Genomic DNA, 654 nt, shown 5'->3' on the forward strand with positions numbered 1-654 from the left:
TTCTCTTTCTGTAACCGCTTCAGTTCCTTCAGCTGTTCTGTGCCCATCCCGCCGTACTTCTTCTTCCAGCGATAATAGGTTTGTTCTGTCACACAGATCTGTCTGATCGCATCAATCCGGGCCATACATTGCCCTATCAGAACTTCAACCTGCCGTAACTTCACGACAATCTCTTCTGGCTTAGGTCTCTTAATCGCCATCATTGGTCCTCCGCTTTCCTAACTATAGGGGTGGATGGGGGAGGCTCAGCAACACCCGCTCTCCTTTCACTGGATAGCTTTCCGGCCACCGGATATCTAAGAGCCGCCGCTTTGAAAGCTTTGCAGTTGTGACGGCATTGGACTGATTGCCACCAAGCACGTGATAGTGGCCGGCACTCTCGGAAACGTAGAAACCAACGTGCCCGTTCCAACCGCGAGGACTACCGCGCCAGAAGACGAGAATAGAGCCAGGCACCCCTTTATCTAACCGTCTGCCGTATTTTGCCCATTGCCGAGACCCTAGAGGATTTGCTGGCAGGCGATCAGTGTCAATGAGCGTTCAAAATTGATCCGGCATCATCATTTAAAATTGACCCACCTTGGTTGGCACAAATCCAGCAGGCGAACAGCTCTCATCTAGCAGGTTCGTCTGCTGGCTTTGTGCCAACCAAGG

2 protein-coding genes are annotated in these 654 nt (G+C 51.8%); both read right to left on the reverse strand.

The window, feature by feature from the left end:
* Window positions 1–200 (reverse strand): transposase (locus PsAD37_RS11305; protein ID WP_063296238.1); only part of this gene is annotated, 200 nt, incomplete at its 3' end.
* Window positions 201–222: 22 nt separating this feature from the next.
* Window positions 223–456, reverse strand: coding sequence for a hypothetical protein (locus PsAD37_RS28055; RefSeq protein WP_153039724.1), 234 nt, complete (start codon window positions 454–456; stop codon window positions 223–225).
* Window positions 457–654: the final 198 nt, after the last annotated feature.

Origin of the sequence: Pseudovibrio sp. Ad37 (genome assembly GCF_001623075.1) — a bacterium.
GTDB lineage: Bacteria > Pseudomonadota > Alphaproteobacteria > Rhizobiales > Stappiaceae > Pseudovibrio.